Source organism: Embleya sp. NPDC056575 (genome assembly GCF_042793325.1).
GTDB lineage: Bacteria > Actinomycetota > Actinomycetes > Streptomycetales > Streptomycetaceae > Embleya.
This window is the reverse complement of sequence record NZ_JBHTVA010000006.1, coordinates 21,808-43,860: the sequence shown is the minus strand read 5'-3', so window position 1 is coordinate 43,860 and position 22,053 is coordinate 21,808. Positions and strand designations below refer to the sequence as shown.

The window sequence follows — 22,053 nt, the reverse complement described above, 5'->3', positions numbered from 1 at the left end:
CCCGGGACGCGTTGGTCTCGGAAGGGTCCCACCGATGTCCTGGCTCACTGTGAGAAAGACCGGCGCCGTCGCGGTCTGCGGAGCGATCCTGGTCGCGGCCTCCCCCGTCTTCTCCGCGTCGGCCGATGCCGCGAACCCGTATGCCGCACAGGCCGCGGCGGCGGCGAAGTGGCAGGCCGGGGAGCTGGTGGACGGGGGTATACCCGGGTTCTCCGGTGCGGACTGGGGCCTGACCATCGACACCATGATGGCGCTGGCCGCCACCCGTTCGCAGCCTGCCGCGCTGGGCGCGGCGGCGGACGCGGTGGCCGCGAACATCCGCAAGTACAACAGCGCCGAGGAGTGGGGCATGCCCGGCTCGCGGATCGCGGGGGCGACCGCGAAGGTGTTGTTCGCGTCGGTGGCCGCCGGTCGCACGCCGACCTCTTTCGGTGGGCTGGACATGCGCGCGGAAACACTCGATCTGATCGCGGGCGCGGACGCGGGCGACGACGCGGGTCGGATCCGGGACAAGCTCACCGGCAGCCCGGACTCGAGCAACGCCTTCGGGCAGTCGCTCGCCGTGCTGGGCCTGGCCCGCAGTGGCGGAGTGCCGCAGGCCGCGGTGGACTTCCTGGTCAAGCAGCAGTGCCCGAGCGGTGGATTCCGGTTGTTCCCCGGGCAGTTGGGGAGTACCGGGGCGACCTGCCAGGACACCCCGACCACGGTGTTGGACCCGGACTCCACCGGGATGGCCGTACAGGCGCTGCTCTCCGCAGCGGCCGAAAGCAGGTCGGCCGGCGCGGCGGCCGCGGCGAAGAAGGGTGCGGACTGGCTGAAGTCCAAGCAGCGCGCCGACGGTTCGTTCGGCGGCTCGGGTCCCACCGAGGCCTCGAACACCAACAGCACGGGCCTGGCCGGGCAGGCCCTGCGCGCGGCCGGCCACTCGGCCGAGGCGGACAGGGCCGCCGCGTGGGTGGCCCAGCACCAGATCACCGCCGACAACGCCGGTGCCGCGACCAAGGACGTCGGCACGATCGCCTACAACGAGGAGACGCTGACCTCGGCGCGGGCGGAGGGCATCCCCGACTTCCAGCGCGACCAATGGCGCCGCGCGACCCCGCAGGCCCTGCTCGTGCTCGCGGGCGTCCCCCTCGGCGACCTGGGCAAGGCACCGACCGAACCGACGGGAACCGCTACAAGCACCCCCGCGCCGACCGGCTCCCACACTCCCGCGCCCACCGGCTCGGCGACCCACACCGAGTCCGAGAGTCCGTCCGCCTCGACGTCGGCGACGCCCACCACGTCGCTCGGCCGGACCGCGAGCGCCTCGATCACCGCATCCGCGACGAACACGACCCAGGCCGGCACGAGCAGCTCGGGATCGGGCGGCGGAAGCACCTCCGGCGGCACCGGGAACGGGGGTGGCGGCGGAAGCCTCGCCCGTACCGGCGCGGAGATCGGCGGCCTGGTGCTGCTCGCGGTCGGCCTGGTCGGCACCGGGTTCGCCGTCCGCGCCGGCGCACGCCGCAAGAACGGCAAGCACACGTGAGGCGCCTCGGACGAAGCGGCCGCATGGCCCGCATGGCCACTGCCCTGGTCCTGCTCGCGCTGCCCGCCGTCGCCCAGGTCACCGCCGCCGCGCCGACCGCATACGCGGTCGACACGTCGAAGGGCTCCCCCGGCTACTGCCCGGACGGCAACGGCGTGACGGTCGTGATCGACTTCCAGGAATTGGGCGGCACGACCATCGTGCGCTGCGCGCGGGGCGATCAGGCCACCGGCCACGCCGCGCTCAAAAACGCCGGCATCGAGATCGCCGGCGTGGCCCGCTGGGGCGAATCCTTCGTCTGCCGGATCGAGGGCAAGCCCGGCGCCAACTCCGAAGCCTGCATCGACACGCCGCCGGCCTCCGCCTACTGGTCGTACTGGCACTCCCCCAACGGCGGTTCGTGGACGTACAGCCAGTGGGGCGTGATGAACCGCAAGCCCCCTGCCGGCAGCTTCGAGGGGTGGTCGTTCTCCAAGAACAGGACCGAGACCACCAACCCGCCGCCGCGCGTGGCACCGGTGCGCCCGACGGCGCCCGCCACCCAGGATCCACCGCCCAGGACGAACAACCCGCAACCGCCGGCCGGCAACGGAGGCAACTCCGGCAACGGCACGACGTCGGCGGCCTCGGGGGGCACATCGAAGGGAGCCGGTGGTGGCAACGCGTCGACCGGGTCCGGCTCGAACGGGGCGAACGGGACCGCCACCTCGGGCACCGATCCGCTCGCCCCGGGGCCCGGTGTCTCCGGCAACCCGATGGAGGCCGAGCCGCCGCCGGCCGCTCCGGCGAGTGAGCTGCCCACCGCCGCGCCGACCGAGTCGGCGGCGGCCGGGCCGGGATCGGCCGGGCCGTCGGTGCAACCCTCCGGCGTCACGCCCCAGGGCCAGACCTGGACCGGCGGCGAGGAGTTGGCGACGAAGAAGCGGGACGGGATCCCGACGACGACCATCGTCGGGATCGCCCTGCTCGTGGCGATCTGCGCGGCGGCCGGGTTCACCGCGTGGCGCCGCCGGACCCGCGCCGACGGATCGGGATGAACGTGCCCCACCCGAAACCGGCGCCGACCGCGGTCGCGTTCCGCCGCGGCGGCGGCCGGCTGCCCCGTACGGTGCATCCCGGCGCGTGGTGGTTGTGGGCCCTGGGCTTGGCCACTGCGGCGAGCCGCACCACCAACCCGCTGCTGCTCGCGCTGATCCTGGCCGTGGCCGGATACGTGGTCGCCAACCGGCGCAGCGACGCACCCTGGGCTCTGGCCTTCCGGATGTACCTGTTCCTCGGGTTGTTCATCGTCGTGATGCGCGTGTTGTTCCGGGTCGTGTTCGGCGCGGGGGCGGCGAGCGGGCATGTGCTCGTCGATCTGCCGGAGATTCCGTTGCCGGCGTGGGCGGCGGGGATCCACCTCTTCGGACCGGTCGCGCTCGAACACGTCCTGGGCGGGTTCTATGACGGACTGCGGCTGGCCACGATGATCGTATGTCTGGGCGCGGCCAACGCCCTGGCCAGTCCCAAGCGCATGCTCAAGGCGGTGCCGGCCGCGCTGTACGAGGTGGGCGCGGCCGTGGTGGTCGCGCTGTCGGTGGCGCCGCAGTTGATCGAGAGTGTGCATCGGGTGCGCCGGGCCCGCCGGTTGCGCGGCGGTGCGCAGAAGGGCATGCGGGCACTGCGGTCGATCGCGATCCCGGTGTTGCAGGACGCGCTGGATCGTTCGCTCGCGCTGGCCGCGGCAATGGACTCGCGCGGATACGGTCGCAATCGGCATCTGCCGCGCTCGATCCGGCTGCTCACCGGAGTGTTGACCCTGACCGGGCTGATCGGGGTCTGTGTCGGCGTGTACGCGCTCCTCGACGGCAGCACACCGCGCTATCTGGGCGCCACGATGCTGCCCGGGGGTCTCGTCGTCGCCGGTATCGGCTTCGTCCTCACCGGACGGCGCGTCAACCGCAGCGTCTACCTGCCGGACCGCTGGCGGTTCGCCGAATTCGCGGTCGCCGCCTGCGGTCTGGGCACCGGCGCGTTGCTCTACCTGACCAGCCGCATCGACGCCGGCAACCTGTATCCGTCGCTCAGTCCGCTCGCCTGGCCCGAGTTGGCCCCGCTGCCGGTCCTCGCGCTGTTGGTGGGTGTACTGCCCGCGTGGCTGGCGCCGCCACCCCCACCTACCGCACCGCGCGTCGGTGACACCGGGTCCGACCCGTCGGCGGTTGCGCCGGGCACGGGCCCGACCACCGATACCGGCACCACCATCAGGGAGAAGTCCGTCCGGTGATCGAATTCCGCGACGTCACCATCACCTACGCCGACGCCCCGGCGCCGGCCCTGCGAGATGTGCAACTCACGATTCCCGAAGGGGAGTTGTGTCTGGTGATCGGCCGCACCGGGGCGGGGAAGTCGACCCTTTTGGGAGCGATCAACGGCCTGGTCCCGCACTTCACCGGCGGTACGCTGCGCGGCAGTGTGCGCGTCGACGGGATCGAGACCCGGTCGCAACCGCCGCGCGAGTACGCGCACCTGGTGGGCGTGGTCGGCCAGGATCCGCTCGCGGGCTTCGTCACCGACACAGTCGAGGAGGAACTCGCCTACGGAATGGAGCAGTTGGCCATCCCGTCGGCGGTCATGCGCAAGCGGGTGGAGGAGACCCTCGACCTGCTCGGGATCGCCGAACTGCGGCACCGGGCCTTGCGCACCCTCTCCGGCGGCCAGCAGCAGCGGGTGGCGATCGGTTCGGTGTTGACGGCGCACCCGCGGGTGCTGGTGCTCGACGAACCCACCTCGGCACTCGACCCGACCGCCGCCGAGGACGTGCTCGCGGCAATCACCCGGCTCGTACACGACCTCGGGATCACCGCGATCGTCGCCGAGCACCGGATGGAGCGGGTCGTGCAGTACGCCGACCGACTCGTGCACCTGCCCGGCGACCGCACCGTGCGTGACGGCCCGCCGGCCGAGATCTTGGAGGCCTGCGACATCGCCCCGCCCGTCGTCGAACTCGGCCGACTCGCCGGGTGGTCGCCGCTGCCGCTGTCGGTGCGCGACGCCCGTCGCCTGGCCGCGCCGCTGCGCGAACGCCTCGCCGGTCGCACACCTCCGGCGCCGCGCCCGGTCGACCCAACGGCCGATCCGCTGCTGAGCGCACGGCGGATCGTCGTGCGCCATGGCGACGTGATCGCCGTCCGGGGCCTCGACTTGGAGTTGCCGGCCGGGCAGGTCACGGCTCTGATGGGCCGCAACGGTTCCGGCAAGTCCTCGCTGCTGTGGGCGTTGCAGGGATCCGGGCCGCGCCAGGGCGGCACCGTGGACGTCGCGGGCGAGGACCCCGGAAAGGCCGCGCCCCAACGTGCCCGCGCATTGGTCGGCCTCGTCCCGCAGACCCCCGGTGACCTGCTCTACCTGGAGACGGTCGACGCCGAATGCGCCGAGGCGGACCGGGAGTCCGGCGCCGAGGCCGGTGCGTGTCGGGCCCTGCTGGATCGCATCGCGCCGGGTATCGACGGCGCCCTGCATCCGCGCGACGTCTCCGAGGGGCAACGCCTCGCACTGGTCCTGGCGATCCAACTCGTGGCGGCACCACGCGTGGTGCTGCTCGACGAGCCCACCCGCGGCCTCGACTACCACGCCAAGCGGCGGTTCGTCCGAGTGGTGCGCGAACTCGCGGACGCCGGGAGGGCGATCGTCCTGGCCACGCACGACGTCGAGTTCGTCGCGCAGGTCGCCGACCGGGTGGTGGTGATGGCCGAGGGCGACATCGTGGCCGACGGCCCCACCACCGAGGTCGTGGTGTCCTCTCCGGCGTTCGCCCCGCAGGTGGCCAAGATCCTCGCCCCCGCCGAGTGGCTGACGGTCACCGACGTCGGCAACGCTCTTGCGGATACCGGCGTCGCCCGCACGCACTCCGACCTGTCGGTTGCACCCGACGTTCGCGCATCCGCCGCAGAAGGCGAGCCCACCGGATGACGACCGTCACCGACACACGCCAACGCACCAGTGCGATTCGCATCACCCCGCGAACCGCGATCGTACTCATCATCGCCTCCGTCGCGGGCCTGGCCATGTTCCTGTGGCCGCTGTTCGCCTCTCCGTCCCCCGAATCGGCCGCGCACTCCGGGGACGCGCCGCTGATCTTCGCCGTCACGCTGCCGTTCGTGGTCGCCGTGGTTCTCGCCGAACTCACCAGCGGTGGACTGGACTCCAAGGCGCTGGCCATGCTCGGCGTGCTCTCCGCGATCAACGCGGCACTGCGCCCGCTGGGTGCCGGAACGGCGGGGATCGAGACGGTGTTCTTCATGCTGGTGCTGGCCGGGCGGGTGTTCGGGCCCGGGTTCGGCTTCGTACTCGGCTGCACCTCACTGTTCGCATCCGCCTTGCTCACCGCCGGAGTCGGACCCTGGCTGCCGTTCCAGATGCTCGCCTCGGCCTGGGTCGGTCTCGGCGCGGGGCTGTTGCCCCGACGGGTGCGTGGGCGGCGCGAGATCGTCATGCTCGCCTGCTACGGCGTCTTCGCCGCCTACGTGTTCGGCTTCCTCATGAACATGTGGTTCTGGCCGTTCCTCGCCGACTCCGAATCCATGGTCGGCCCCGCGTTCGTCCCCGGCGACGGCATCCTCGACAACCTGCGCCGCTTCTTCGTCTTCACCGTCCTCACCTCGACCTTCGGTTGGGACACCGGCCGGGCGATCACCAACTGCGTCGCGATCGTCCTCGTCGGCCCGGCGGTGTTGGCCGCCCTGCGCCGCGCGTCCCGCAAGGCCGCCTTCGAGGCACCGATCGTGTTCGAACCCGCCCCGCCCGACAACGGCCTTGCGCAGGTCGGACCCGCGACCACCGCCGAGCCGACGAAGCTCGCTCCATAGCGGCGTTCCGTATGCGGCGCCGGCGTCTGCGAACGGCTCATCGGGGACGAATCGGCCCCGGCGGGTGCGCGGCGTTTCCGGCCACCCGGCCGCGGTGGCGGCCGGGTGGCGAGTCCGGGAAAGCAATTCGGGAAATCTCCCGAACGAGTCCTTCGTGCCGCCGCACCTGCCGAGAGCCGGTGCGATATTCGCCGGCGAAACGGTGGAGGCGCGATGTCAGCGGTTGCGGCCGGGACTCCACAGCACGTCGCCGCGCCCTCCGTCGTTGGCCAACCGCGCGAGAATGAACAGCAGGTCCGACAAACGATTCAGATAGCGGACGCACACCGGGTTCACCGTCGCCGCCTCCCCGCCGGACAACTCCGTATCCGTGTCGACCAGCGCCCACGCCGAGCGTTCCGCCCGGCGGGCGGCCGTCCGCGCCGTGTGCAGGAGCGCCGCACCGGGCGTACCGCCCGGCACTACGAACGACCGCAAGGGTTCCAGCCGTTCGTTGAACGTGTCGCACAGACGCTCGAGGCGGGATACGTCCTCGTCCCGGACCCGCAGGCGTTCGTCTCCGTCGCGAATCGGAGCGCACAGGTCCGCGCCCACGTCGAACAGGTCGTGCTGGACGCCTTCCAGGACGTTCCGCAGCTCCACGTCCAGGCAACCCAGTGCCAGCGCCACACCGATGGCGGCGTTGGTCTCGTCGGTATCGGCATAGGCGACGATCCGAGGATCGGTCTTACGGACACGGGAGTTGTCGCCCAACGCGGTCGTACCCGCGTCACCCGTGCGAGTGTAGATACGGCTCAGCACCACAGACATGGCGAACCACCGGCCTCTCTCGGGGAAATCCGCCCCGGTTGTGTCGAGGTGGCGACGACGTGAGTCTCCTGGCTCTCGGATCAACACTTCCCCCGGCCTTCCAACTCCGAAGCGGAGCCGTGGCCTTGACGGGAGTCGCTCCCCGATCACAGTGGCGGGACCGCACCGGAGTCACACCGGTTTCCTCGGTTTCGCCGTCGCACAGCAGGCCACAGCATGACACGCGGCCCTCGCAAGCACCAGACACGACCCGGGACCCCCTGCCACGGGGCACCGCACTCCTGCTCGACCGGGGCGGGGCGTCGTGGCATGGATCCCCTTTGCCGACGAGCGGTTCGCAGTCCACCCCCACCACCCCACCACTCGACCGTGAGGCCGGGTGGCGCCTGGCGGCCATACGCCACATCGAGGAAGTCGCCCGGAAACTCGCGCCGCTCGGCGGTCCACCGCCGCGCCGACCGTGGATCCGTCCTGCGTGCAACGAAGATCTTGTTGGCCGGAAAGAGAGTTCCGTCCTGAGTGAGCGATCCGTAGAGTGCGGGACGATTGCAGGCCTGAGCAGTCGACGCACCGATTCCGGGCGTCGTCACCGCCTCGATCGCGTTGTCCGATGACCCGCAGTAGCTCCGGCGACGGGGGAAGTCCGGTGTGAATCCGGCGCTGACCCGCAGCGGTGGTCCGTCCCTCCCGACGGCGAGCCCGAATGCCCGCCGTCGGAGTGTTCGTCTCCCATCCCCGTCGTGGTCCGCGGGACGGAGCCCCAGTGACCCGTGCGTCGGGACGGCCGCCGTCGGTGCGCCCGCTCGATCGCGCGAGTCTCCCGGGTCCGCCGTGCCTTGGGCCCGGAAAGGCACCGTGATGACTCTCACCCGACCCGGACGCCGGATCGCCGCGCTGTTCGGCGGACTGGCCCTCGCCGCCGCGACCGCCCTGATCCCGTCCACCGCCGTGGCGACTCCGCCGACGACCGACACGACGCGCGCAGCCAACGTGTCCGTGCTTTCCGGCAACCGCACCCAGGCCGCGGCCGGGTGGCTGGCCCGGCAACTCGTCGACGGAGAACGCTTCGAGACCACCTTCGACGGAGTGACCTATCCCGACCAGGGCCTGACCATCGACGCGATCTTCGCGTTCGCCGCCGCCGGGGTCGCGGACGACAACGGAGCCAAGGCCACCACGTGGCTCGCCCGCCCGGAAATCCTGTCCGGGTACATCGGCGACGGCACCACCAACGCCTACGCCGGAGCCACCGCCAAGACCCTCCTCGCCGCCGAGGTACGCGGTGTCGACCCCACCACGTTCGGCGGCGTGGACCTCCCGGCCCGGCTGCGCTCATTGCAACAGCCTTCCGGCCGCTTCACCGACACCTCGCCGTGGGGCGACTACAGCAACGCCTTCAGCCAGTCCCTCGCGCTCCTGGCGCTGGACCGCTCTCCGGCCGGCGCGCCCACCGCCGCGGTGGACTTCCTGGCCGACGCACACTGCGCCGACGGCGGATTCCCCCTCGACTACGGTCTGTCCACCTGCACCAGCGACGCCGACTCGACCGCGATGAGCGTGCAGGCACTGGCCGCGACCGGGCGCCACCAGGAAGCGGCCGCCGGACTGAACTGGCTCGTCTCACACCAGCTTTCCGACGGCGGCTTCGGTACGGTGGGCGCCACCGCGTCGAACGCCAACAGCACCGGCCTGGCCGCCCAGGCCCTGCTCTCGTCCTGGCGCGTGATACCGGGCCTGACCGCCCGGCACTTCCTGACCGAACGTCAGGTCGGCTGCTCGGCCGCCACGACCACGCGAGGCGCGATCGCCTACGACACCGGCGGGTACAACCCGGCCACCGCCATCAGGGCCACCGCTCAGGCGGTTCTCGGCCTGGCCGGCACCGGCTTCGCCGACCTGAGCAGTGCGAGCGCTCGTCGGAACGCCCCCACGCTGCACTGCCCCGCCACAGCCTGACCCGACGGGCGACCGGCCACCGTCGACGCGGTGGCCGGTCCCTCGGCAAGTGCGGGCGTCGGTCCCGGGCGCCTTACTCGCCGGCGCGACGAAGGCTGCACTCCGCTCCGCTCTGGGATACCGCACGTCCCTCGAAGCCCTGCGGGAGCACGACGAACGCGGACGCGCGGCACAAGAGGACAGCAAGCAAGGCGTCCGGAGAACGCGGGGCCACCTCACCGGCACCTCGGGCCGGTTGTCGTGTCGCACCCCGAAAGGAACACACCATGTCCCGTCGGCCCCCGATTCAGCCCGAGGACGCGACCGGCCCGGCCGCCGACCTGCTCGCCGGCGTCCGGAAGGCGTTGGGCGTCACCCGAAGATGACCACGGCGACGGCCGACAGCCTGGCGGTACTCAAGGCGTACCTCGACTTCTCCGGCGCCCTCGCCGGCCGCGCTCACCCTGGCCGGATCCGTCGTCCGCGCTCGCGGCGGAGTCCGGGAGGAGGTCGTTGTCGGTGTGGATCCTGTCGGTGTCGAAGGCCGCGAGTTCGAGGTGGATCCGCTCCGCCCCGGTCTTCGACGCGAACATGGGGAACGGCCATGGGTCCGGGTCCGGGGCCGCGCCGGATCCCCACGGGAACGTCCACGGACGCGCCCACACATCGGCGAGGGCGGCCAAATCCCAGCCACGAAAGACGCCTTCGAGGCGATCCCAGTCACGTCCCGGCAGGACCACCGATCCCAGCGGTGGGGGTGGTTGGTCGTCAGTCGGGTCGATGTGTCGTGTGGGTGTTCGTGTGCCGGGCGGGGCATGGGTGCTCCGCCTGGTGGCGGATGCCGGACAGGACGGTGTCGAGGAGTCGGTCGAACTCTGTTGTGGATCCGAAGTCGGCTTGGAAAGGTGCGAGGGCGGTCAGGGTCGGATATGCGGTGGAGTCGAGCGCGGGCATTTTCGAGGGGCCGTCGGGGCCTCCGCTGAGGACTGCCGTCAAATAGCCGTTGAGGAAGCCGAACAGTGTGACCGGCGCGTCCGCGGTGACCTGGTCGGGCAGGCCCGCCCGGCGCATCGCGGCGACGAGGCGCTCCAGGACGGCCAGGGCCACGGGCGAGCTCTGGGGGCGGGTGACCAACAATGGGAACACCCGCGGGTGCCGGTACGCCATCCGGCGGTAGCTGTACGCCGTTTGGCGGGCCACCTGTTCCCAGTCCGAAGGCGTCTGGTCGTCGCCGGGTTCCACCTCGACGATCACGGCCTCGCAGATCGCGTCCAGCAACGCCGCCTTGCCCTTGACGTGGTGGTAGATCGACATCGGGTCCACCCCGAGTTCGTCGGCGAGCCGCCGTACCCCGAAGTGGTCCAGGCCGTCGCGGTCGACCAAGGCGACGGCGGCGGTGGCGATCCGCCCGCGATCGAGTCCTGCCGACCTACCGCGCCCGCGTCCGGCCATGTCCGCTCCTCCTTCTTGGCAAATCTACACCGTAGAATCTACTGTGTGGTGAAAATCTACGCCGTAGGTTTGCAGTGGACGGGAGCAGAATCATGGCCGAAGGCCCCACCGCAGAGCGGCCGGCGGAGCCGGACTTCGCGGCGATCACGAGCGGCGAACCGATCGCCTGTCGCGACGCGGAGAACGCCTGGCGGGCTTCCGCCGCGACACGCGCGATCCTCGGGGAGCCGGATTCCGCCACCGCCATCGACTGCTACGTGTTGGCACTGCCGGGGCGCCGCCTACCCGTCCGGGCGTACCGGCCGGCATCGACGGGCGACGGGCCGCTGTACGTCGAATCGCAGGCCGGGGCGGCTCGGGCGCAGATCCTCGGATCCCTCCGCACGGCCCTGACTGCGTGACGGAAAAACGATGCCCACCACGACCGCAAGAATGAAAGGCGGACGAATGACCTCGACACCCCATGACCGGCGGGCGATCGGCGCGATGTATGCCGGCCTCGGGCTCACCGTCCTGGCGACGGCTGCTCCGTACGCGGACCGCGCCACCGGCCATCTGCTCGCCGACCACATCCGGGCCGGCTATCCCATGTACGGCGACGCCCGGGTCGACTCGGCCGTCGCCGGCTACCTGGTCCTGCTGTCCGTCATCGGAACACTCGGCGTCCTCGCCTGGCTCTGGACGATCCGGGCCGTCAAGGCGGGCAAGCCGTGGGCGCGGTACGGCGCGACCGTGATGTTCGCGCTCGGCGCCGGCGCCGGGTTGACCGGCCTTCTCACCGAGGACACCTCCGGCGCGACCGGACTGCCGCCGGCGCTGGGTTGGGCCGGGATGGCTCCCTGTATGGCGGGCATCGTGGCGGTCGCGCTGTTGTGGAGACGACCGCGATCGCGATGATGTACACACCACGAGTCCTGATCATTACCTACCGCGGAGGAAGCGGCTGTGGAACGCATCGGCATCATCGGGGTGGGCGAGATCGGTCGGGCCATCGTGACGGGGCTGCACCAGGGGGGCGGAGCCGCGCCGCGGGTCTTTCTCTCGCCGCGCGGCGCCCGCACGGCCGCGGAGTTGTCCGCGCGATACGAGGGCGTCGAAGTGTGCGCCGACAACCGGGAGGTGGCGGACCGCGCCGAGATCGTGATCCTCGCGATGCGTCGCGAGCACCGGCACGAGGCCCTCGCCGGAGTGCGCGTCGGCGGCGACAAGGTCGTGGTCAACCTCATGGCCGGTGTCGGCAACGACGACCTGCGACGGGTGCTCGGCACCGATGCCCCATTGGTTCGTGCCATCCCCCTGCCGACCGTCAGTGAACGCCGTTGCGTCACCGTGGTGTACCCGTCGCACCCGGAGGTGGACTCGTTCTTCGATCGGCTGGGCGGCGCGCTTCCCGTCGCGGACGAGGCCGCCTTCGACGTCCTGTCCGCACTGACCGGCACGCTGACCACCCACTACGCGTATCTCGCCACGCTCGCCTCGTGGGCCGCCGACCACGGCATCGCCCCCGGCGACGCCGACCGTTACGTTCGCGGCCTGTTCCAGGGGGTCGGCCGCTCCCTGGGAGACGAGACCCGCTCCCTGGACCGACTCGCCGCCGACCACGAGACCCCGAACGGCAACAACGAACGCGTCCGCGGCACCTGGTTCGACACGGCCAACGCGAAGGCCCTCACGAAGGTCCTCGACAGCCTCCTCGACGATCTCGCACAGCCGCACCGACAAAGGCCGCCGCGGGTGGCGCCACCCACCTGATCGCGCCCGGCGCGGCCGCACGGCCCGAACCGGTCAACACATGATCGATCGACAAGATCCTTCAAAGCATGGTCTGGGGTCGATACGGACGGGTCCGTTTGTGCGATATCCCTTGACCCGCAAGGGCGTTGCGCCAGTCGTGCGACTTGTGGCAGGAGCCGTTGTCGGTCAGGAGGCGGCGGACCGTGATGCCGCACGAGGCGAAATCGGCGTGCGCGCGCCTCCGGAAGGCGATCGCGGTTTCCTTCTTCTCGTCGGGGAGGATCTCGCCGTAGGCGAGGCGGGAGTGGTCGTCGACGACGTTGTGGAGGTAGGCGTATCCGGCGCCGGAGCGGGTTTCCGTCCGGCGGCGTGGCCGAGGCTCCTGTGGCCGCCGCCGTCGGGGATGTTGCCGAGTTTCTTGACGTCGACGTGGACCGGGTCGCCCGGGGCGTCGTGTTCGTAGCGGCGAATCACCCGGCCGGTCGCGGTCGCGGCGGGCGAGGAGGTAGCGGGTGAGGACGCGGTGGACGGTGGCCGCATTGAGCCCGAGCAGGTGGGCGATGCGGGCGGGTCCCCAGCGGCGGAGCACGCGGGCCTTGACGATCCGGCGCTCGGTCCGCGTCGGCGTCCTACGGGGGCTGTGGTGGGGTCGGGAGGAACGGTCGACAAGGACCTCATCGTCATCGCCAGCAACGACGGTCGGTTGCGCAGGTTGTGCGCGGCACTCGGTCTGGACGAACTGGTCCACGACGTGCGGTTCCTGCACAACGAGGACCGCATCGCAACCGCGAGCAGCTTCGCCCCCTCCTGGTCGACGAACTCCGACGGCGCGGCGCCGACGAGTGGTTCGAGATCCTCGCCGCCGCGGGGTTGCCCTCCGGGCCGATCAACACGGTCCGGGGCGGCATCGGGTTCGCGGAGCGCATCGGCCTCGCCCCCGTGGTCGAGGTGAATCCACGTATCCGCTGCCTCACGCCGTGCATCACGACGACGAGATCGGCCGCATCCTCCGTGGGAGTTCAGGCGCCTGGACGACGAGGATCGCGCCGCCTTCTCCGAACCGGACACCGCCTGGCGGCTGTTGGCACCCCGGGGCGTGACACTGAACAACGCCACGTTGGTGCGGCACGCGTTGTACGCCTTTCAGGCGCGCTGGGTCGAGCGTCGGCGAGACGGCCGACTGCTGCCGGCCGGCGACGCCGTCGACCTCGAAAGGCAGCTCGATCTGGTCCCGCGTGGCGCGGACGGCGCCCTGTTGGATACCCATGGACCCGAACGGGCCGACCACGTCGCCGACTTCATCGCGTGCTCGATGGAACCGGGCGGCGTCGTCCGCATCACCGACCCGGAGCAGGCGGCCGTCCGGGACGAACGCCTCGAGGCGGACCTTGCCACCGACGTCGCCCCACCACCGCGCCCGCGCGAGCAACGTACCGCTCCGCCCTACGTGGAAACCGGCGACGATGCCGCGGTGATGCGTCCCGTCGCCCATGCGTGCCTGTGCTCCGTCCGTCCCCCCACGAACGGCCGGACGGAAGTTCGTGAGGCTATGGGCGGAACGGCGCGCGTACGGTCCGGCGTTCCGGCCACCGGAACACAAACCGGCATGCGCCCGTCGGGGCGGGCAGGATGGCGCGCGGCACACCCGACCTTCCGGTGCGCGTCCCCCGCATCGGCGCACATTCCCCACCCGACCAGGAAGTCCGAGAGCCCGAAAGCAGGAAACCCGTGAGTGGAACAGCGGATCGCGGCCCCGAATCACGCACGTTGCGCGACCGGGTGACCGCACCGGCGACGGTCGAACTGCCCACGGTCGGCGTGGGTATCGTCTGGCGACCCGTCACGGTGGCCGACATCGATCCGATCCTGGACCTCAAGCGCGCCGCCGGAAGGGTCGACCACCCCAGGGTCACGCAGACGAGGGACGAGATCGAGGAGGAGTTCGCGAGCGACAACTTCGACCCCGAACGCGACGCCGTGATCGGCGTCGACTCGACCGGGCGGGCCGTCGCCTACGCGTCGGCGGAGGCCCCGGAGAGCGTGGAGACGCTCGCCTGCGTCGAACTCGACGCCGCGGTGGCCCCGGATCGCCGCGGCGAGGGTCTCGGCAGCGCGCTGCTGGCCTGGCAGGAGGCCCGAGGACTCCAGCACCTCGCGGCGTGCGACACCACCGCACCCGGGTGGCTCATGTCGATGACCCACGAACACGCCCACTCCACCATCCGGCTCCTGGAGACGCACGGCTACGACCGCGCCCGATGGTGGCTGGAACTGGAACTCGACCTGGACACCCCGATCGCCGAACCGCCGAGCCCACCGGACGTACGACTCGTGCCTTACGGACCGCAATGGCAGGAGGAGACGCGATCCGCCAGGAACGACGCCTTCCGCGACCACTGGGGCAGTCCGCCGATCACCGCCGAGGACTGGGCCTCCGCCGACCGTCTGTCGGCATCCCGCCCGGACCTGTCACTGCTCGCCGTCACCACCGCGGACGACGGCGAACGCGTCGACGGCTTCGTCCTCGTCGATGTCGACGAGGACGAATGGCCCCTGCGCGACGGCCCGTTCGGCTACATCACGACCGTCGGCACCCGACGCGCGGCACGCGGGCTGGGACTGGCCCGCACCCTGATGGCCCACGTGTTGCGGAGGATGCGGGCCGACGGTCTGCGCCGCGCCGTACTCGAAGTCGACGCCGACAGCCCCACCGGCGCCCTGGGCCTGTACCAGAGCTTCGGCTTCACCGTCGGCGACCGCTCGGTCAGTCTCGTCAAACGCTTCTGATCCCACCGGGACGTAGACGCCCGGCCCGGTTCCCACCGGCCGCCGAGACCGCACGAGAGACAGTGCCGTGATCGACCATCGTGGGTGCCGGCGGTCGGCGCGACGACCGCTTCGACGACGTTTCAAACGATCGTCGCGGCGGCCGGCGGCCGTATGCGCCGGGCCGGGGTCGCGCAACGTACCGGGCTCCGCCTCCGTGCCGAGAACATGGAGGACGTCCGCCGGGGAAAGCGAGTCACTGAACGTGACACACGCTTCCTCGCCGAAGAGGCGTTCCAGGCTGTTCGGGGTTGGTGAGGATCACGTGCTCCCGTCCGGATTCGGGTGGTTGCCGCGTCGTCGCGGCTCCGGGCGCGCGGGGGCGGCCGTGCGAGTGGTGGCGTGCCTCCGCGCGTCCGGGTGTGTGCGGCGGTGGATCAGGCGTGGGTGGGTGGCATGACCCGCTCCAGGAAGGCGTACGTATGGCGCCATGCCTCGGCGGCGGGTCCCGGGACGTACTTGTCGGGGCGGGCGTCGCAGGCGAAGGCGTGGCCCGCCTCGGGGTGGACGTGGTGCTCGTAGGTGACGCCGGCACGGGTGAGCGCGGCGTCGATCGCGGCGATGTGGTCGGCCGGGATGGTGGGGTCCTGCCCACCGGTGTGCAGAAGCAGGGGCGTGTCGATGTGCGCCGCCCGGTCGAGCACCGCGTGTGGCCCGGCCGCCACGCCGGGGCCGTAGAAGACGACCACCCCGGCCGTCTTCGCGCCGGACGTGGCCGTGGTGAACGCGGCCCGCCCGCCGAAGCAGAAGCCGACGACCGCCGTGTGCGCCGCCGGGATGGCCTCCTCGCGTGCCAGATGCTCCAGCACCGCGGTCGTGTCGGCGACGACGGCGTCCGGGCCGAGGGCCGCGATCAGGTCCATGGCCTCGGCGTGTTGGTCGTAGCGCAGTTCGGCGATACCGCTGCGGTGGAAGAGGTCGGGCGCCACCGCCAGGTAGCCGTGTTCGGCGATGCGTCGTGCCACGGTCCGGATGTGCTCGTTGACGCCGAACGCCTCCTGGAGGACGAGCACGGCGCCTGTGGGGCCGTGGGACGCCTGGGGCCGGGCGACGAAGACGCGCATGGGACCGTCGGCGGTGGCGATGGTGATCCATTGTTCGCTCGCGTGGATCCGCTCGCTCATGTGGTGATTGCCTTTCGGGTGGTGACCGTGGTCGTTCATCGCGCGTTTCGCTCCGCGAGGCGCCCGAGATAGTGCCAACCGGCCTCGCGCTGCGTGGGGTTCCAGACCTGTTCGCGTTTGAACACCACCTCGGCCGAGTCCGACCAGACCCTGGGCCGGTCGGCGGCCATGGCCATCAACTGGGTACGGCAAGCGCGTTCGAGCAGGACGGCGTACATGACGGCGGTGGCCGCGTCGGGGCCGACGGTGACCGCGCCGTGTCGTGGCATCAGACACGCGTTCGCGTCACCGAGCGCCTCGGCCAGTGCGGCGCCCAGGCTGTCGGTGGCGATCAGCGCGCCGGTATCGACGAAGCGCGGCAGTTGCGGATCACAGAACGGCACGCCGTCGTGGGAGATCGGCAGAAGCGGAACGTCGAGGGAGGCGAAGGCGCTCAGCGCGGGTGCGTGGGTATGCACCACGCAGCCGACGTCGGCCCGCGCGGCCATGATCTCGGTGTGGATGGGGAATTCGATGTGGCGGGTGCCTTGACCCTCCAGCACCTCCCCGGCCCGGTCGACCAGGAGTACGCGACCGGCGTCGATCTCCTCGAAGCCCCAGCCCGAAGCCTTCATCCACACGCCGCGATCCGCACCGTCGCGCACGGCGGCGTGGCCCCAGACCATGTCGCTCAGGCCCGCCGCGGCCAGCGCGCGACTCGCTCGCACGGTCTCGTCGATCTCGTTCGTCGCGGTGTTCGGCGCGGTGTGGTGCACAGTGCTCACGACTCCTTGTTCCAATGGGTGACGAGCGGGGTGTCGACCCCGATCGCGCCGGTGTCGTAGGCCCCGCCGAGGTTGCCCAGCGCGGTGTCGCGCCCGGGCAGCGGCAGGGCGAAGAACGCGGCGTTGTCCCGGACCCAGACGGGATCGGGTCCGCCCGAGGGGGCGACGATCGCGGCGACGGGGCATTCCGAGAGGCAGGCACCACAGTCGATGCACTCGTCCGGGTTGATGTAGCGCTTGGTGGCGCCTTCGTAGATGCAGTCGACGGGACACACGTCGACGCATGCCCCGTCGAGTTCGTTGATGCACTTCTCGTTGATCACGTACGGCATGACGTCTCCTTCTCGCAGGAGGGTTCGAAGACTCGTTGGATCGTTGGTTCGTTGCTTCGGGGGTTCGTTGGCTCGTTGGTTCGGGGGTTCGTTGGTTCGGGAGATGTGTCGGGCGGCCGACGTCAGCCCGCGACGCGGGCCGGGGGTCGTTCGCTGGAGTGGCCCGGGAACAGGTCCTCGTCGGGGCGCAGGCGCACGGCGATGTTGTTTACGGCCGTCGCCGCCTCGCCGAAGCCGACGGCCATGAGGCGGACCTTGCCGCGGTAGGTGGTGACGTCACCCGCGGCGTAGACGCGGTCGACACGCGTGGACATGTCGGTGTCGACCTCGATCTGCTGTCCTTCCAGACGCAGACCCCAACGCGTCAGCGGTCCCAGCGAGGCGACGTGACCGAGTGCCGGGATCAGGACGTCCGCGGCCACCCGTTCGAGGTTTCGCGTCGCACAATCGCGGATGGTGACCGCGTGCACCGCGTGTTCGCCGTGTACCTCGGCGATCTCGCTGTCCGTGCGGACGTGTACCGGCCAGGTCGCCAGTTGCGCCACCGAGTGCTCGTGCGCCCGGAAGCGGCGCCGGCGGTGTACCAGGGTGACCCGACGGGCGTGGGGGGCAAGGGTGTTGGCCCAGTCGACGGCACTGTCGCCACCACCCACGACGATCACATCCCGCCCCTCGTAGGTGTGCGGCGCGGCGACCACGTGATGCACGCCCTCACCGGTGTACCCCGCCAGCGCGGGTAGCGGCCGGGGCGTGAACCGGCCGATGCCGGCGGTGAGCAGCACGGCGCCGGCACGGATCTCGTGACCGGCGGTGGTGCGCACCGTGACCCCGTCGGGACGCGTGTCGAGTTCGGCGGCCCCGTCGTCGAGCAGCACGACCGGGTCTGCGATCATCGCCTGTTCGGTCAACCGCGCCACCAGGTCCCGGCCGCGGACCGCCGGGAACCCCGCGAGGTCGAAGATCTCCTTGTCCGGGTACAGCGCCGCCACCTGCCCGCCCAGGTGGGGCAGGGAGTCGAGCAGTGTCACGCTCAGGCCCCGCGTGCCGGCGTGGTGGCAGGCGAAGAGGCCGGCCGGACCGGCGCCGACGATCAACAACTCGGTCTCCGACGACCGTCGTTGCCGCGCCGTCTCCATGGGGGGTTCGTTCACGGTCGACCTTCCGTCCGCCGGTTGCCGGCGGCGTTCTCATCGATGTGTCACTCTACGGAACACTGTTCCGTATCATGATCGCAATCCAAGTCTCGATCAAGGGTTGATATCTCTGCGCTAATGTGATCTCCGTGGACGAAGCCAGAGATCTCACGAACGACGAGGCGCAGCCCGGGCGGCCTGCGGGGCTCATCGGCGCGGTGGACAACGTGCTGCGCCTGCTGCGCCTGTTCGAGGACCACGAGATGGTCCGGGTGAATCAGGTGTCCCGCGACATGGGACTGTCCCGGTCGACGGTGCATCGGATGCTCGCCACGCTCGCCCACCACCGCTTCGTCGAACAGGAGCCGCTGTCCCGGGCCTACCGACCGGGGCCGGCCCTGATCGAGATCGGCCTGACGGTCGTCGGCCGGATCGACGTCCGCGCCGTGTCGCACGACGCGTTGACCCGACTGCGCGACGAGACCGGCGAAACGGTGCACCTCGCGCATCTGCGCGGTCCCGATGCCGTCTACGTCGACAGCGTGGAGAGCGCGCACGCCATGCGCACCGGCAGTCGCGTGGGCTGGACCCTGCCCGCGCACACCACCGCCGCCGGCAAGGCACTGCTCGCGGAACTGCCCGACACCGAGTTGACCACGCTCTACCCCTCGGGCGAGCTCACGGCTCCCACACCGCGCGCGGTGACCACGATCGGCCAGTTGCGCGTGCAGTTGGAAGAGACCCGACGTCGGGGCTACGCGACCAACAACGCGGAGAGCGAGGACGACGTGTACGCGGTCGCCGCCGTCGTCCGTGACAAACAGGGTCGTGCGCGCGGCGCCATCTCCACGACCGCGCCACGATCGCGGGCCGGCGACGCCTGGGTCACCGCGACGGCGGAGGCCGTGATGCGAGTGGCTCGGGAGCTGGGCGATCGGATCGGCTGACGCGGAGCACCCCGCACGTCGATCCGTCGGCGCGGCACCCGTTCAACTCCACTTGAGCGGGCCGTCGAGCGGACCGTCCGACGTGGCCGTCTCGGAATACGCGCGGGCGGCGGCCGGGTGCAGCGGAAGTGGGGTCGCCGCCATGTCCGCGGGCACCAGGGGGTAGGTCACCGGGGAGCGGTCGATCGGCAGGTGGCCGTACTGCACCTCCAGCGCCCGCCGCGTGCCGATCATGCACCAGGTCGCGAGATGGGCGACCTCGTCCGCGAGGTCCTCTCGGCACATGACGACGAAGTCCGAGAAATCCAGGGTGTGCAAGTCCTCGGTCAGTCCCGGCAGATACCCCGCCCGCACGACCGCCGACGGCCAACCCTCGCGGGCGAAGCCGCGCAGGACCTCCTCTCCCCACGGAAGGTACTTCACCGGCCGCACCCGCTCGACGCGCTGCCAGGGCGGCGTCATGATCGCCTCCTGGACGAGGACGTTCACCTCTCCGGCGGCGAACCACTCCAGCGCGGGGAACGGACGCTCGTCGTAGCGGAAGTCGACCCCGTCCGCATCGATCCCGGCCAGCGCGAGTGCCTTGTGCGCCGCGAATCCGACCAGGTTGACGCCGTCGTCGGGCGCCGTCGCCACGACCACCTCCCCCGCGTACTCGGCCAACTCGGCCACCGTGCGCACCGGAAGGGCCGCGTCCACGGCGACCACCAGACGGTCGCGCTGTCCGATCACGCCCAGGGCGCACAGACCGTCGAGCCGACCCGCCCGCGCGAGCCTCGACGCCGCGGCGGCGGGTGTCATCACGCTGATGTCCGCATCGCCCTCGCGCAGCGCGGTGATCGCGTCCAGCCCGCCACGCCCGTTCCAGATGGCGAAGCGGGAGCCGGCCGGTGCGCGATCGCCCATCTCCTGGGCGATCCATCCGCATATCCGGTGCATGTTCGCCTGCCCCCAGTCCCCTTGCAGGTGGAGGGTCACCGGTGCCGAGAGTCTCGGCTCAACAAGCATTTCGATCTCCTCGCAGACAAGCACATGTGTCACCACGTGGAACACAAGACCGTACTGTGCACCTACGGATCCAGTAACACAAGATGGGTGTCAATATTTGCCTGCTTTTGTGAAGCCTTACGAAACCCGCTCTTGCCGAATCCCCAAGTTTGGTATCAGAATCCGAGTTGCTGTTCCGTATGATGCAACATCCATCTCCGGCAGAGGAGTTGTCGTGAGCACCACCCGGCAGATAGCCGTCGAAGAGACCAGGAAGATCCCGCCTCCGGACCCCGATCGGGAACCCCTGAAAGCGAACGTGTACGAGCGCATGGCCAAGGCCGCCGCTCAACTGACGCCGCTGTTCCCCTACGACGACGCGGGCGCCATCGTCCCGTGCGGCAGCGTCATCGTCGGCGGACCGGGCCAGGATTACGGTCATTTCTTCCACTGGAACACCGCCTGCGAAGTGGTCGTGTCGTACGGATCCAGCGGCTCGGTGCTCGGCTCCGGGCAGGTCATGGCGGCGCAGAACCTGCACGGCGTGAACTCGTTCCTGCGCGACCAGGAGGACCCCGGCTCCTTCGCCGTCATCGTGGTCACCCAGCACCAGTCCCGTGACGGCGACCAGTCCGAGGCGATGATCGCCCGGTGTACGAACTGCGCGGAGGAGATCGTGCGCCACGCGTACGACGCGACTCCGTTCGGTCTGCCTGGATTCGACGCCGAACGGCACGGCGGCGAGGACGCTCCCGTACGCCAGTTCGCCACCGCGGTCGGCTCGGCCGAATTCGTTCGGCTGCGCAACACCGAGGAGGGCCGCACCTGCGGGAAATGCGGCCACGTCAACGACGCGTTCTCCGGCACACCGTGGGGATGGCCCCGCCAGGTCGCCCAGACCCGAGTCGCGATCGACGCGCATCGTGTCCTGCGCGCCGCCGCACACCGCCCCGACACGACCCGGGAGGTCGACCACCCGTGACCCGCCGACGTCGCATGCTCAAGAGCCTCGAAACCGGGCCCGAACTCGGCGACCACGTCGAGGCGGCGGTGCTCCCGGCCGACACCGATCCGCAGTTGTACCTGGCGTACAACCGCCTCGCCCAGCCGTTCCACCTCATCTGCCAACACGACACGGTCCTCAGCCAGATGTCCGGCACGGTCGCGGTGCATCTGCGCGAGAGTTCGGTGAACCGGTTCGTCATGGGGACCGGCGACCACGTGTACGTCCCGGCCGGCACGCCGCACCGGCTCGTCCCTCGCGAAGAGGGCGTGACCCTGCGCTACATGCCCCTGGACGCCGGACGACTCGGGGTGGCCTGGTTCTGCGCCGGCTGCGGGCACGAACTGACGCGCTACGAGTGGGAACACGACAACGACGTGCCCCTCTCGCACTACTACACGGCTGCGTGTACCCGGTTCACTACCGACGAGGCTGCCCGCACGTGCCGCGACTGCTCCGCGGTGCACCCGGAGATCGATCTCTCGGCCTTCGAACTGCCCGAGGCCGTCGGCACGGCCTGATCCGGGTCGGCCGGCTCCGACGCGGTCCGACCCGACAGCGAACGCGGTGTCGTCACGAGCGCCCCCCCTCGGGCGCGACGACACCGCGTCCGTGTGTCGTCCAACGG

Annotated in this window: 21 protein-coding genes, 1 pseudogene and 2 riboswitches; of the genes and pseudogenes, 13 read left to right on the top strand and 9 right to left on the bottom strand. The window is 70.8% G+C overall.

What is annotated here, in order from left to right:
- Nucleotides 1–34 precede the first annotated feature (34 nt).
- The 5 genes from ACFRCG_RS06220 to ACFRCG_RS06200 are packed head-to-tail and all read left to right on the top strand — an operon-like array spanning nucleotide 35 to nucleotide 6,378.
- A complete protein-coding gene (locus ACFRCG_RS06220; protein WP_380029305.1) occupies nucleotides 35–1,531 on the top strand; it encodes a prenyltransferase/squalene oxidase repeat-containing protein in 1,497 nt (498 codons plus the stop codon).
- A gap of 32 nt (nucleotides 1,532–1,563) precedes the next feature.
- The gene (locus ACFRCG_RS06215) at nucleotides 1,564–2,568 is read left to right on the top strand and encodes a hypothetical protein (protein ID WP_380029303.1); all 1,005 of its coding nucleotides are present in this window, start codon (nucleotides 1,564–1,566) and stop codon (nucleotides 2,566–2,568) included.
- Nucleotides 2,565–3,797 (top strand): CbiQ family ECF transporter T component, encoded by a 1,233-nt coding sequence (locus tag ACFRCG_RS06210; protein ID WP_380029301.1) that lies wholly within the window; start codon nucleotides 2,565–2,567, stop codon nucleotides 3,795–3,797. Before ACFRCG_RS06215 ends, ACFRCG_RS06210 begins: the two co-directional genes overlap by 4 nt.
- A complete protein-coding gene (locus ACFRCG_RS06205) occupies nucleotides 3,794–5,482 on the top strand; it encodes an ABC transporter ATP-binding protein (protein WP_380029299.1) in 1,689 nt (562 codons plus the stop codon). The genes ACFRCG_RS06210 and ACFRCG_RS06205 overlap by 4 nt, the downstream gene beginning before the upstream one ends.
- The gene (locus tag ACFRCG_RS06200; RefSeq protein WP_380029297.1) at nucleotides 5,479–6,378 is read left to right on the top strand and encodes an ECF transporter S component; all 900 of its coding nucleotides are present in this window, start codon (nucleotides 5,479–5,481) and stop codon (nucleotides 6,376–6,378) included. Before ACFRCG_RS06205 ends, ACFRCG_RS06200 begins: the two co-directional genes overlap by 4 nt.
- Nucleotides 6,379–6,594: 216 nt before the next feature.
- Here the strand turns inward: ACFRCG_RS06200 and ACFRCG_RS06195 are convergent, their stop codons facing one another.
- Nucleotides 6,595–7,188: a cob(I)yrinic acid a,c-diamide adenosyltransferase gene (locus ACFRCG_RS06195; protein ID WP_380029295.1), complete on the bottom strand. Its 594-nt coding sequence runs from the start codon at nucleotides 7,186–7,188 to the stop codon at nucleotides 6,595–6,597.
- Between the two features lie 40 nt (nucleotides 7,189–7,228).
- A riboswitch (cobalamin riboswitch) is annotated at nucleotides 7,229–7,410 on the bottom strand.
- A gap of 372 nt (nucleotides 7,411–7,782) precedes the next feature.
- A riboswitch (cobalamin riboswitch) is annotated at nucleotides 7,783–7,918 on the top strand.
- A 128-nt stretch (nucleotides 7,919–8,046) separates the two neighbouring features.
- Here ACFRCG_RS06195 and ACFRCG_RS06190 point away from each other — a divergent pair.
- Nucleotides 8,047–9,144 carry a peptidase gene (locus ACFRCG_RS06190; protein WP_380029293.1) on the top strand — a complete coding sequence of 366 codons (1,098 nt, stop codon included), beginning with the start codon at nucleotides 8,047–8,049 and terminating at the stop codon, nucleotides 9,142–9,144.
- Nucleotides 9,145–9,891: 747 nt separating this feature from the next.
- Here ACFRCG_RS06190 and ACFRCG_RS06185 read toward each other — a convergent pair.
- The gene (locus tag ACFRCG_RS06185; protein ID WP_380029291.1) at nucleotides 9,892–10,575 is read right to left on the bottom strand and encodes a TetR/AcrR family transcriptional regulator; all 684 of its coding nucleotides are present in this window, start codon (nucleotides 10,573–10,575) and stop codon (nucleotides 9,892–9,894) included.
- Between the two features lie 92 nt (nucleotides 10,576–10,667).
- On the opposite strand from ACFRCG_RS06185, the gene ACFRCG_RS06180 reads away from it, so the two are divergent.
- Genes ACFRCG_RS06180 through ACFRCG_RS06170 form a run of 3 tightly spaced genes read left to right on the top strand, consistent with a single transcriptional unit; the run spans nucleotide 10,668 to nucleotide 12,327 of the window.
- Complete coding sequence (locus ACFRCG_RS06180) at nucleotides 10,668–10,976, top strand: hypothetical protein (RefSeq protein ID WP_380029289.1); 309 nt, start codon at nucleotides 10,668–10,670, stop codon at nucleotides 10,974–10,976.
- A gap of 46 nt (nucleotides 10,977–11,022) precedes the next feature.
- Complete coding sequence (locus ACFRCG_RS06175) at nucleotides 11,023–11,472, top strand: hypothetical protein (RefSeq protein WP_380029287.1); 450 nt, start codon at nucleotides 11,023–11,025, stop codon at nucleotides 11,470–11,472.
- Nucleotides 11,473–11,520: 48 nt separating this feature from the next.
- A complete protein-coding gene (locus tag ACFRCG_RS06170; RefSeq protein WP_380029285.1) occupies nucleotides 11,521–12,327 on the top strand; it encodes an NAD(P)-binding domain-containing protein in 807 nt (268 codons plus the stop codon).
- A 70-nt stretch (nucleotides 12,328–12,397) separates the two neighbouring features.
- Here ACFRCG_RS06170 and ACFRCG_RS06165 read toward each other — a convergent pair.
- Together ACFRCG_RS06165 and ACFRCG_RS06160 are read right to left on the bottom strand one after the other, a co-directional pair.
- Nucleotides 12,398–12,979 (bottom strand): annotated as a pseudogene (locus ACFRCG_RS06165) (DDE-type integrase/transposase/recombinase); the annotation flags it as partial.
- 312 nt (nucleotides 12,980–13,291) lie between these two features.
- Nucleotides 13,292–13,801, bottom strand: a complete 510-nt coding sequence (locus ACFRCG_RS06160; protein ID WP_380029283.1) for a hypothetical protein — start codon at nucleotides 13,799–13,801, stop codon at nucleotides 13,292–13,294.
- Nucleotides 13,802–14,037: 236 nt separating this feature from the next.
- Here ACFRCG_RS06160 and ACFRCG_RS06155 point away from each other — a divergent pair, with 236 nt between their 5' ends.
- Nucleotides 14,038–15,096, top strand: a complete 1,059-nt coding sequence (locus tag ACFRCG_RS06155; protein WP_380029281.1) for a GNAT family N-acetyltransferase — start codon at nucleotides 14,038–14,040, stop codon at nucleotides 15,094–15,096.
- A 416-nt stretch (nucleotides 15,097–15,512) separates the two neighbouring features.
- Here the strand turns inward: ACFRCG_RS06155 and ACFRCG_RS06150 are convergent, their stop codons facing one another.
- From ACFRCG_RS06150 to ACFRCG_RS06135, 4 genes are all read right to left on the bottom strand, one after another.
- Nucleotides 15,513–16,259 carry a dienelactone hydrolase family protein gene (locus ACFRCG_RS06150; protein WP_380029279.1) on the bottom strand — a complete coding sequence of 249 codons (747 nt, stop codon included), beginning with the start codon at nucleotides 16,257–16,259 and terminating at the stop codon, nucleotides 15,513–15,515.
- 35 nt (nucleotides 16,260–16,294) lie between these two features.
- Nucleotides 16,295–17,023, bottom strand: coding sequence for a class II aldolase/adducin family protein (locus tag ACFRCG_RS06145; RefSeq protein WP_380029277.1), 729 nt, complete (start codon nucleotides 17,021–17,023; stop codon nucleotides 16,295–16,297).
- Complete coding sequence (locus tag ACFRCG_RS06140) at nucleotides 17,020–17,355, bottom strand: indolepyruvate ferredoxin oxidoreductase subunit alpha (RefSeq protein WP_380029275.1); 336 nt, start codon at nucleotides 17,353–17,355, stop codon at nucleotides 17,020–17,022. The genes ACFRCG_RS06145 and ACFRCG_RS06140 overlap by 4 nt, the downstream gene beginning before the upstream one ends.
- 122 nt (nucleotides 17,356–17,477) lie before the next feature.
- Nucleotides 17,478–18,506 (bottom strand): NAD(P)/FAD-dependent oxidoreductase, encoded by a 1,029-nt coding sequence (locus ACFRCG_RS06135; protein WP_380029273.1) that lies wholly within the window; start codon nucleotides 18,504–18,506, stop codon nucleotides 17,478–17,480.
- A 131-nt stretch (nucleotides 18,507–18,637) separates the two neighbouring features.
- Between ACFRCG_RS06135 and ACFRCG_RS06130 the strand changes: the two genes are divergently transcribed.
- A complete protein-coding gene (locus tag ACFRCG_RS06130) occupies nucleotides 18,638–19,435 on the top strand; it encodes an IclR family transcriptional regulator (RefSeq protein WP_380029271.1) in 798 nt (265 codons plus the stop codon).
- Between the two features lie 42 nt (nucleotides 19,436–19,477).
- On the opposite strand, the gene ACFRCG_RS06125 is transcribed toward ACFRCG_RS06130, so the two are convergent.
- Nucleotides 19,478–20,443: a hypothetical protein gene (locus ACFRCG_RS06125; protein WP_380029269.1), complete on the bottom strand. Its 966-nt coding sequence runs from the start codon at nucleotides 20,441–20,443 to the stop codon at nucleotides 19,478–19,480.
- Nucleotides 20,444–20,657: 214 nt separating this feature from the next.
- Here ACFRCG_RS06125 and ACFRCG_RS06120 point away from each other — a divergent pair, with 214 nt between their 5' ends.
- A complete protein-coding gene (locus ACFRCG_RS06120) occupies nucleotides 20,658–21,404 on the top strand; it encodes a hypothetical protein (protein WP_380029267.1) in 747 nt (248 codons plus the stop codon).
- On the top strand, nucleotides 21,401–21,946 hold the full coding sequence (locus tag ACFRCG_RS06115; protein WP_380029265.1) for a hypothetical protein: 546 nt from the start codon (nucleotides 21,401–21,403) through the stop codon (nucleotides 21,944–21,946). The genes ACFRCG_RS06120 and ACFRCG_RS06115 overlap by 4 nt, the downstream gene beginning before the upstream one ends.
- Nucleotides 21,947–22,053 lie beyond the last annotated feature (107 nt).